The organism is Streptomyces boncukensis (genome assembly GCF_011045075.1).
Taxonomy (GTDB): domain Bacteria; phylum Actinomycetota; class Actinomycetes; order Streptomycetales; family Streptomycetaceae; genus Streptomyces; species Streptomyces boncukensis.
Window position 1 is genome coordinate 1 of record NZ_JAAKZZ010000280.1, and the last position, 9,755, is coordinate 9,755.

The 9,755-nt window shown below is 72.9% G+C and carries 6 protein-coding genes, 2 pseudogenes and 1 riboswitch; of the genes and pseudogenes, 4 read left to right on the forward strand and 4 right to left on the reverse strand.

The annotated features are described in order from the left end of the window. Nucleotides 1-126 precede the first annotated feature (126 nt). Nucleotides 127-363, reverse strand: a pseudogene (locus tag G5C65_RS23420) (CPBP family intramembrane glutamate endopeptidase); the annotation flags it as partial. A gap of 279 nt (nucleotides 364-642) precedes the next feature. Between G5C65_RS23420 and G5C65_RS23425 the strand changes: the two are divergent. Then, nucleotides 643-2,442: a substrate-binding and VWA domain-containing protein gene (locus G5C65_RS23425; protein ID WP_206442182.1), complete on the forward strand. Its 1,800-nt coding sequence runs from the start codon at nucleotides 643-645 to the stop codon at nucleotides 2,440-2,442. A 71-nt stretch (nucleotides 2,443-2,513) separates the two neighbouring features. On the opposite strand, the gene G5C65_RS23430 is transcribed toward G5C65_RS23425, so the two are convergent. Continuing rightward, entirely contained in the window at nucleotides 2,514-4,010 is a 1,497-nt protein-coding gene (locus tag G5C65_RS23430) for a glutamate-cysteine ligase family protein (RefSeq protein ID WP_165300896.1), read from the reverse strand. A 474-nt stretch (nucleotides 4,011-4,484) separates the two neighbouring features. Here G5C65_RS23430 and G5C65_RS23435 point away from each other — a divergent pair, with 474 nt between their 5' ends. Then, nucleotides 4,485-5,102: a hypothetical protein gene (locus G5C65_RS23435; RefSeq protein ID WP_165300897.1), complete on the forward strand. Its 618-nt coding sequence runs from the start codon at nucleotides 4,485-4,487 to the stop codon at nucleotides 5,100-5,102. A 261-nt stretch (nucleotides 5,103-5,363) separates the two neighbouring features. Further along, complete coding sequence (locus tag G5C65_RS23440) at nucleotides 5,364-5,570, forward strand: DUF5999 family protein (protein ID WP_165300900.1); 207 nt, start codon at nucleotides 5,364-5,366, stop codon at nucleotides 5,568-5,570. 51 nt (nucleotides 5,571-5,621) lie between these two features. Here G5C65_RS23440 and gcvP read toward each other — a convergent pair whose 3' ends face one another. After that, on the reverse strand, nucleotides 5,622-8,516 hold the full coding sequence (gcvP, locus tag G5C65_RS23445; RefSeq protein WP_165300898.1) for an aminomethyl-transferring glycine dehydrogenase: 2,895 nt from the start codon (nucleotides 8,514-8,516) through the stop codon (nucleotides 5,622-5,624). A 184-nt stretch (nucleotides 8,517-8,700) separates the two neighbouring features. Then, a riboswitch (glycine riboswitch) is annotated at nucleotides 8,701-8,797 on the reverse strand. Between the two features lie 142 nt (nucleotides 8,798-8,939). Here gcvP and G5C65_RS23450 point away from each other — a divergent pair. Continuing rightward, nucleotides 8,940-9,320 carry a PRC-barrel domain-containing protein gene (locus tag G5C65_RS23450; protein ID WP_165300899.1) on the forward strand — a complete coding sequence of 127 codons (381 nt, stop codon included), beginning with the start codon at nucleotides 8,940-8,942 and terminating at the stop codon, nucleotides 9,318-9,320. Between the two features lie 245 nt (nucleotides 9,321-9,565). On the opposite strand, the pseudogene G5C65_RS23455 reads toward G5C65_RS23450, so the two are convergent. Beyond that, nucleotides 9,566-9,755, reverse strand: a pseudogene (locus G5C65_RS23455) (DNA polymerase IV); the annotation flags it as partial.

Below are 9,755 nucleotides of genomic sequence, written 5' to 3' on the forward strand. Positions count from 1 at the left end.
CGTGTTTATTTCTTGTTTATTGATGGGGCCGACAACGATTGCTTAATCGACTTTTTTGTTTGAATGGTCCGGCGTGTACCGAGATCTACACTCGAAGGTTGGTCGGCAGCGTCAGAGGTGTATAAGAGACAGCCCGAAGAGCTGCCAGGCCAGGTCGAGCCAGGGCCGCCCCGGCGCCTGGGAGGAGTTGAGCTTCGCGGCCTGGTCGGCCAGGCCGCCCGGCCGGGTCAGCGCCCCGACGAAGCTGATCAGCGAGGAGACCGCGCTCGCCCCGAGTGAGAGCGCCAGCACCAGCACCAGTTCCGTGCGCAGCGTCCGCCGGACCGGACCGCGGGGGCCGTCCTGCCCCGGCGGCGCCACCAGGGACGACGCCCCCTCGGGACCCTCTGTCCGCACTCCTGCCTCCCGTTCCTGACGGTGTTCCGTCCCGTTCCCCGCCGCGCTCCGGCGCCGCCCGCCGCACCGGCCGACGCGCGCCCGCCGCCTGCACTTCGGCAATCCCGCCGCATCCTCCCGCCCGCCACGCTAGGGTCTCGAATGCCGGTACGAAGATCGCGCGCGACAGGCGAGAGGGCGAACGCCGTTCCGGCAGCCCGCCCTCTTCCGTTGCCGCCCGAGGCTTCCAGGAGAGGCGCCTACGCCATGCCACGTCACAGCTTGCCCGACAGCTCCGGCCCACGGCGTGCGCGGGGTGCCCGTGCCGTCCCGCTGCTCCGGAACCCGGGCCCCCGACGCCGTACGGTCGTGATCGCCACCGCCCTCGCCCTCGCGCTGGGGGCCGGTACGGCCGTGGGCGCGCGCACCGGCGTCATCTCGTTCGGCGACTCCTGCGAGGGCGGCACGGTCGAGCTGCGCATCGCGGCCTCCCCGGACGTCGCACCCGCGCTGAGCGCGGTCGCCGCCTCCGCGAAGGACAGCGAGGCCAAGTCGGACGGCCGCTGTCTGGACGTACAGGTGAGCGAGCGTACGGGCTCGGAGGTGGCGGACACGCTGCAGCGCGGCGAGCGGCTGGAGAACGACATCTGGGTGCCGGACTCCAAGGTGTGGCTGGACCGGGCCGGCTCCTCGGGCAAGGCTCCCGCGCTGGAGACGGTCGGCAACGTCGCCGGCTCCCCGCTCGCGCTGGCCGCCATCCCCACCGCCGCCGGGAAGCTCGGCTGGCCGCGGAAGAGCTACACCTGGTCCCGGATAGCGGACGCGGCGGCCGGGGACGACGAGCCGCGGGTCGGCACCGCCGACCCGGCGCGCAGCGCCACCGGGCTGCTCGCGCTCGCCCGGATCCAGCAGGCCACGGCCGAGGAGGAAGGCCGGGACTCCGACACCAAGGCCGCGGCCGCCGCAAAGCTGCTCGCCAAGCGCACCGCCGCCGGAAACGCCCAGGCGCTGCAGACGCTGCCGCACGACCGGAGCGCCGCGGAGCGCGGCAACCCGCAGCGCAACCACGCCCTCATCCTCTCCGAGCAGGCCGCCTTCGCCCACAACAAGCGCGGCGGCGACGCGCCCCGGCTGCGGCTGTTCTACCCCAAGGGCGGCGCCACCGCGCTCGACTATCCGTACACGCTCGTCGACGCCAAGAAGCTGGGCACCGAGAAGAGCCGCGCCGCGCTGCGCTTCCAGACCCTGATCGGCAACGCCGAGGGCCGCCGTACGCTGGCCGCGCACGGCTTCCGCCCGGCGAGCGGCCAGGCCCAGTCCGGGGTGACCCGCACGGCGGGCGGCAGGGACCCGCAGCCGTTCGACGCCGCGCCGGCGCCGGCGCCGTCCGCACGCAACGTGCGCTCCACGCTGGGCATGTGGACCATCACCGTGCAGAGCGCCCGCTTCCTGATGGTCGTGGACGCGTCCGCCTCCATGGCCGCGCCGGTGCGCGGCCGCTCCGGGGCCTCCCGGATGGACGTCACCAAGGAGTCGCTGGCCGAGGGGCTCTCCCAGTTCACCGCGCAGGACGAGGTGGGGCTGTGGGAGTTCTCCACCAAGCTGGACGGCAAGCGGGACTACCGGGAGCTGGTGCCCACCGGAAGCCTGGACGACCGGGACGGCCGGGGCCGGACCCGCCGCGACCGGCTCACCGCCGCGTTCGGCTCCATGGCCCCGATCCCGGACGGCGCCACCGGGCTCCACGACACCACGCTCGCGGCGTACAAGAAGGCCCGCGACGGGTACGCGGAGGGCAGGTTCAACGCCGTGGTGCTGCTCACCGACGGCGCCAACGAGGATCCCGGCAGCATCGACCGCGACGAGCTCACCGCCGAACTGGACGAGCTGAGCGACGGCAGACCACTGCTTCCGATCATCGGCGTCGCGGTCGGCCCGGACGCGGACGAGAAGGGGGCCCAGGAGATCGCCGAGGCGACCGGCGGCTCCGCGCACCAGGTGGACGACCCCGCACAGATCCACTCCGTCATTCTCAAGGCCGTGATGGAGGCGGGCAGCCGGAGCTGAGGGCGGCCGGTGCCGGCCGTCCGGCCCGCTCTCCCGTCACCGCCCCGGAGGCCCGTGAGCCCCCGGGGGGCTCACGGGCCCGGGGGCCAGGTGTGCACCGGGTCGCCCGCCGCCACCAGCTCGCAGTACCGGCGGGTGACCGCCGCGAGCGCCTTCTCGCGGTCCAGTCCCGCGTCCCGCGCACGGTGGTACGCCGCCGACTGCCAGGACGCGCCGTTGACCCGCCACCGGCAGCGCCCCTCGATCACCGACAGATAGCGGTCCCGGTCGGACGCCTCCACGCCCCAGGCGTCGAGCCCGGCAGCGGCCAGCGGCAGCAGCTGGTCCTGGACCAGCCGGGCCGCCGGGACCCGGGCCAGGCCGGTCGCCCGGCCGCCGCGCGGCCACCACAGCTCGGCGTCCAGCCCGTACCGGCAGGCGGCGTCGAAGTTCCGCGCGGCGTCGGCGAACGGCAGCCGGTGCCAGACCGGCCGCGGCTCGTCGGCGAGGGCGCGCACCAGACCGTAGTAGAACGCCGCGTTGGCCAGGACGTCGGTGACGGTGGGGCCCGCGGGCAGCACCCGGTTCTCCACCCGCAGATGCGGCACTCCGTCGGCGACGCCGTACACCGGGCGGTTCCAGCGGTAGACGGTCCCGTTGTGCAGCACCAGCTCGCTCAGCGCGGGGGTGCCGCCCGCGGCGAGCACCCGCTGCGGATCCTCCTCGTCGCAGATGGGCAGCAGGGCGGGGAAGTAGCACAGGTTCTCCGCGAACAGCTCGTAGGCGCCGCTGATCCAGCGCTCGCCGAACCAGGTGCGGGGCCGCACGCCCTGGGCGCTCAGCTCCGGCGGCCGGGTGTCGATGGCCTGCTGGAAGAGCGGTGCCCGGGACTCGCGCCACAGTTCGCGCCCGAACAGGAAGGGGGAGTTGGCGCCCAGCGCGATCTGCGGGCCGCACGCCGCCTGCGCCGCGTTCCACACGTCGGGGAACCGGCCCGGCGTCACCTGCAGATGCAGCTGCACCGAGGTGCAGGCCGCCTCCGGGGCTATCGAGGCCGAGGTGCGGGTCAGGTGCTCCACCCCCTCGATGTCCAGCACGACCTCCTCGCCGCGCGAGGCCATGATCTGGTCGTTGAGCAGTGTGTAGCGGTCCGCGGCTGTCAGGGTCGCCAGGGTGAGGTCCCGCGGCGCGAGGGTCGGCAGAATACCGATCATGACAATGCGGGCCGCCACCTGCCGCGCCTGCCGGTCCGCGTATCCGAGTCCGGTGCGCAGTTCCTCGTCGAGCTGGTCGAAAACCCGGCCGGAGAGCGGATGCGGCACGATGTTCACTTCCAGATTGAAACGCCCCAGTTCGGTCTGGAAATCCCGGCTCGCGATATGCTCAAGAACCTCCGCATTCCGCATCATGGGCAGTCCTGACGCATCAGCGAGATTCAGCTCGATCTCCAGTCCCATCAGGTTCCTGGGGCGGTCGAACCTCTTCTCCTCCAGCAACTGCCCCAGGCCCCGCAGGCACTGGCGCAGCTTGCGCCGGTACCGCTGCCGATCGGACAGGTCGAACCTGTCGGCCACGACCTTCTCTCCCATCGGAGGTTTCCTCGCCTTCTCCTCGTCCGCCCGAGCGTGCACCGATGATGCCCAGCGGCAGCGGGGATCACGCCTTCGGGTGCTGACCGCACGGGCGGCGAGCGCTAGGCTGGCGGCGGGATGCGGCACATTCCTTCGGCATACGGGACACGATCCGGATCCGGCCGACCGCAAATCCGGCGGTTTCCGAGGTCAGCTCCATGGCTTCCCGGACGGGCCAGCTCAATTGACCGCCTTTTTGACCGGATTTCTCCTTCCCGGAAACACCGCTACCGGTTAGCCGAAACGCCACTCGAACATATCTCGTATAAACTCCGCGGACGAGGCAGAGACTTGGCGCTCCCCGGCTCCTCTCTGTCGACGCCACGCCGCCGACGCCCAGCCGCGTCCGCGGCCATCCCCGCGCCGACACAGCCGTCCGCGCGACGCCGAGCCCCAGCCGCGCTCCGTGTCTCCGAAGAGAGGCGACCCACCATGCCGCTGCATGTTCCCCCGGCCCCCGCCCCCGCGCTGCGCAGTGTCCTGACCGCCCTCGGCTCCCCGACGGCGGTACGCGGCGCCCGCACGCCCGCCGCACTGCGCGCCGCGCGGGGCCCCGTGCGTACCGAACTCCCGCTGCCCGTCCACGAGATGGGCCGGGTCGCGCACGCTCCGGCGACCTCCCGGTCCGCGCCCCGCACCCGGCTGACCGGCTGGCGCTTCCTGCTGCGTGACACCGGAGGCGAGGACGGCGGTACGCACTGCGGCTCCGCGGAGGCGGTGCTCACCGCCGACGGGTGGACTTTCGGACAGTTCTGCGAGGGGCCGTATGTGCGGTCCACCGAGCGCGCACTGCGCCAGGCGAAGGCGCTGAGCGCGCCCTGGCAACCCCGGCTGCTCTCCGTCCCCGAGCTGTACATGCTCACGCTGTGGCTGCACGGGGACATCGCGTCCGACCCGGGCGCCGGCTCGCCCGAGCCGTCGGACCTGCTGATCCCGCTGGCGCCCGCGCCGCCCGGCATCCCCGCACACGAGCCGCGCCGGGTGGACGCGCTGCTGCCGCTGCTGACCCGCCGGCTGCTCACGGCACCGCTGCTGCGTACGCCCGCGTGACGTCGTGTTCTGTCCTGCGCCCCCATCTGGGCTAGTCCGCTTCGGCCCCCTCGAACCCCCCGAAGGGACCGCCTCGTTGAAGGCAACCGCCCGCGGGAGTGACGCGTCTGTCACGGTGGAGATGTGCTGACGCGAAATCCCTGCGGATTCGAGCCAGCGGCGGAACACTGGGGAGACGACCGCACTCACGACGGGGGATCGGCTATGGACGCCATGAGCCGCAGGACAGACGCCACACCGCGACGGAAGACGACACCGACCATGTGCAAGCACCAGCAGCCCTGCCCGAGCGCGGACTCCGCGGACCGAGAGGCCGCGCAGCCCGTGGCCCACTTCCCCGAGCAGGGCTGGAGCCTGCTGTGCAACGGGGTGCTCCTCTTCGAGGACACGGGCGAGCTGCTGCCGGACGGCCAGATCATCGCTCCGCACCGGCCGCTCGGTACGCACCACGTCGCGACCGCCGCCTGACCGCGCACTGCGCCCAGGGCCGGCCCGGCATCCCGGGCCGGCCCTGAGGCATCAGCCCTCGTACTCCGCCACCGGCGGGCAGGAGCAGACGAGGTTGCGGTCCCCGAACGCCCCGTCGATCCGCCGCACCGGCGGCCAGTACTTGTCAGCGGCCGCGACCCCGGCGGGGAAGACCGCCTCCTGACGGCTGTAGGAGTGCTCCCACTCCCGCCCCAGCAGCGCCGCGGTGTGCGGCGCGTTCCGCAGCGGATTGTCCTCGGCGTCCCACTCCCCCGAGCCGACCCGGTCGATCTCCGCGCGGATCGCGATCATCGCCTCGCAGAACCGGTCGAGCTCCGCCAGGTCCTCGCTCTCGGTGGGCTCCGTCATCAGCGTCCCGGCGACCGGGAAGGACATCGTCGGCGCGTGGAAGCCGTAGTCGATGAGCCGCTTGGCGACGTCGTCGATGCTCACGCCCGTCTGCTTGGTGAGCGGGCGCACATCGATGATGCACTCGTGGGCGACCAGCCCGTGCGGGCCGGTGTAGAGCACCGGGTAGTGCGGCTCCAGCCGCTTGGCGATGTAGTTCGCGCTCAGCACCGCGGCCTGGGTGGCCCTGCGCAGCCCCTCGCCGCCCATCAGCCGGACGTACGCCCAGGAGATCGGCAGGATCCCGGCCGAGCCCCAGGGCGCACCGGAGACCGGGCCGATGCCCGTCGCGGGGCCGGCGGCGGGCTGCAGCGGGTGGTTGGGCAGGTACGGCGCCAGGTGGGCGCGGACGCCGATGGGGCCGACGCCGGGCCCGCCGCCGCCGTGCGGGATGCAGAACGTCTTGTGCAGGTTGAGGTGCGAGACATCGGCGCCGAACCGGCCCGGCCGGGCCAGGCCCAGCAGCGCGTTGAGGTTGGCACCGTCCACGTACACCTGCCCGCCCGCGTCGTGCACGGCCGCGCAGATGTCGGTGATGTGCTCCTCGAACACGCCGTGCGTGGACGGGTAGGTCACCATCAGCACCGCGAGCCGGTCACCGTACTGCTCGATCTTGGCACGCAGGTCGCCGGTGTCCACGTCGCCGTTCTCGCTCGTCTTGACGACGACCACCTTCATCCCGGCCATCACCGCGCTGGCGGCGTTGGTGCCGTGCGCGGAGGACGGGATGAGGCAGATGTCGCGCTGGGTGTCGCCCCCGGCGCGGTGGTACGCGCGGACGGCCAGCAGTCCGGCGAGCTCGCCCTGGGAGCCGGCGTTGGGCTGGAGGGAGACCCGGTCGTAGCCGGTGACCTCGGCGAGCTGGTCCTCCAGCTCGCGGATCAGGGTCAGATAGCCCTCGGCCTGGTCGAGCGGCGCGAAGGGGTGCAGCCCGGCGAACTCCGGCCAGGTGACGGCCTCCATCTCGGCGGTGGCGTTGAGCTTCATGGTGCAGGAGCCGAGCGGGATCATGCCCCGGTCCAGCGCGTAGTCCCGGTCGGCGAGGCGGCGCAGATAGCGCAGCATCGCGGTCTCCGAGCGGTGCTCGTGGAACACCGGGTGCGCAAGGTACTCGTCGGTGCGCAGCAGCGCGTCCGGGAGGGCGTCCTGGGTGTCCGCGTCGAGCGCCTGGATGTCCGGCGTCCCGGCGCCGAACGCCTGCCAGACGGCGGCCAGGTGCTCCCGGGTGGTGGTCTCGTCGCAGGCCGCCCCCACATGGTCGGCGTCCACCTGACGCAGGTTGATGCCGGCCTCCAGGGCGCGCTCGACGACCTCGGCGGCCCGGCCGGGCACCCGGGCGGTGACGGTGTCGAAGAACGCCCCGTGCACGACCTCCACGCCGCCCGCGCGCAGCCCCTCGGCCAGCAGCGCGGCATACCGGTGGGTCCGCCGGGCGATGGCGGCGAGCCCGTCCGGGCCGTGGTACGCGGCGTACATCCCGGCCATCACGGCGAGCAGCACCTGCGCGGTGCAGATGTTGCTGGTGGCCTTCTCGCGCCGGATGTGCTGCTCGCGGGTCTGCAGCGCGAGGCGGTACGCGGGAGCGCCGTCGGCGTCCTTGGAGACCCCGACGAGCCGCCCCGGCAGGCTGCGCGCAAACGTTTCACGAACGGACATGTAGCCCGCGTGCGGCCCGCCGAAGCCCATGGGCACCCCGAAGCGCTGGCTGGAGCCGACCGCGATGTCGGCGCCCAGCTCGCCGGGCGAGGTCAGCAGGGTGAGCGCGAGCAGATCGGCCGCGACGGTGACGACGGCCCCCAGCTCGTGCGCCCGCTCGATCACGGCGCGGTGGTCGCGGACGGCGCCGGAGGCGCCGGGGTACTGCAGCAGCATGCCGAAGACGCCGCGCTCGGCGATCTCCGCCGGGATGCCGCCGGAGAGGTCGGCGACGACGATCTCCACACCCGTCGGCTCGGCGCGGGTGCGCAGCACGGCCACGGTCTGCGGCAGGCAGTCGGCGTCGACGAGGAACACCGCGTCGGCGTTCTTGACCTTGCCGACGCGTCTGGAGAGCGCCATGGCCTCCGCTGCCGCCGTGGGCTCGTCCAGCAGCGAGGCGCCCGCCGTGGGCAGCCCGGTGAGGTCGGCGACCACGGTCTGGAAGTTGAGCAGCGCCTCCAGCCGGCCCTGCGAGATCTCCGGCTGATAGGGCGTGTAGGCCGTGTACCAGGCCGGGTTCTCCATCACGTTCCGCAGGACCACCGGTGGCGTGTGCGTGCCGTAGTAGCCGAGCCCGATCATGGGCTGCAGTACCCGGTTGCGGGCGGCCAGCGCGCGCAGCTCGGCCAGCACCTCGGCCTCGCTCCGCCCGCCGGGCAGCGCGAGCGCCTCGGTACTCTTGATCACCTCCGGTACGGCGGCGGCCGTGAGCTCGTCCAGCGAGCCGAAGCCGACCTGGGCGAGCATCTTGGCCCGCGCCGCGGCGTCGGGCCCGATATGGCGGCTCTCGAAGGATGCGGAGCTCTCCAGCGCGGTGAGCGGGATGCGGCGGGAAGTCATCTGCGGGGGCCTCCTGGTCTGTGCGACCTGCGAGGGGCACCTGGCACGGGTGCCCGGACGGCCTCCCCCTCTGTCATCCGGACCTGAGAGTTTCACCGGTCCGGCCGTCCGGCCGGTCCGGCTTACACCGTCGGTGAGGGGGGCTTCGGCGCTGGTCCGGGCCCGCCCTGCTTTCCAGAGTGACCTCGTCCGCGCGGTACGTGGGCCTGAGAGATTCCGGGGAGGAGTTGCTCCTTCGGCGCCTCCGGCAACCTCACCGGAGACTCTCCCGCGCGGGGTCGACAGCCACTTGCGAGCCTATCAGCGGACCCCCCTGAGGTAACCAGGGCGGCGCTCAACTGGCCAACCGTCGAAAAGTACCGTTTCGTTGTATGCAGGGGGCGGAAGTCCGCTGAATCAGCCACGAGACGTGGGAGGGACACCGTGCAGACCGACATCGAGCCGCGGAACCTCATCGGCCGCAAGGCGTTCGACTGCGACGGGACCAAGATCGGAACGGTGGACGAGGTGTATCTCGACGACGCCACCGGCGAGCCGGAGTGGGCCGCCGTCCGCACGGGCCTGTTCACCAGGGACGCCTTCGTGCCCCTGGAACCGAGCCGGCTCGCGGACGAGGGGCTGCGGGTGCCGTTCGCCCGGGCGCTGATCAGGCAGGCGCCGGACTTCGGGGTCGGCCGGCACCTGTCGCCGGAGCAGGAGCTGCAGCTCTACCACCACTACGGGCTCGACCTCCCGGCCCCGGAATCCGCGCCTCCGCCGCCACCCGACCGGGATTTCGGCCGGATAGCCGGCTCGGAGGGCTAGGGGGGCGCCCTGCGGATCCTGCATGTGCTCTTGCCGTTGATTCCGGACATCCGGACAGGGGCAGCCCTTTCCTGTGCCGGGCGGACTGCGACTGAGTCGTGGCTGGTCGCGCAGTTCCCCGCGCCCCGCCGGGGCGCACCCTGGCGCCCCGGCGGGGCGCGGGGAACTGCGCGCGCAACCGCAGAGCACCCGCACCCTGCGACGCGCGGCAAGGGGCAGCCCCTGCGCAGGGCCGCGAGGGGGCCTCACCCCGGCTGCCCCCGCAGCATCAGCGGCTCCGCGGGGCTCAGCTCCGGGTCGTCCACCGGAAAGGTCCGCACCCGGCCCGGCGGCGTGTGCTGCTCCTCGAACCGGACGGTGACCTTCCCGACGCCGCTGCCCTGCACCCAGCCCCGCCCGTACTCCGTGTGTGCCACGTCCCGCCCAGGGGCCCAG

Coding starts and splice junctions, on each gene's coding strand:
- G5C65_RS23430 (WP_165300896.1), bottom strand. CDS start 4,010: ATGGGAGAGAAGGTCGTGGCCGACAGGTTCGACCTGTCCGATCGGCAG.
- gcvP (WP_165300898.1), bottom strand. CDS start 8,516: ATGACTTCCCGCCGCATCCCGCTCACCGCGCTGGAGAGCTCCGCATCC.
- G5C65_RS23435 (WP_165300897.1), top strand. CDS start 4,485: ATGCCGCTGCATGTTCCCCCGGCCCCCGCCCCCGCGCTGCGCAGTGTC.
- G5C65_RS23425 (WP_206442182.1), top strand. CDS start 643: ATGCCACGTCACAGCTTGCCCGACAGCTCCGGCCCACGGCGTGCGCGG.
- G5C65_RS23440 (WP_165300900.1), top strand. CDS start 5,364: ATGTGCAAGCACCAGCAGCCCTGCCCGAGCGCGGACTCCGCGGACCGA.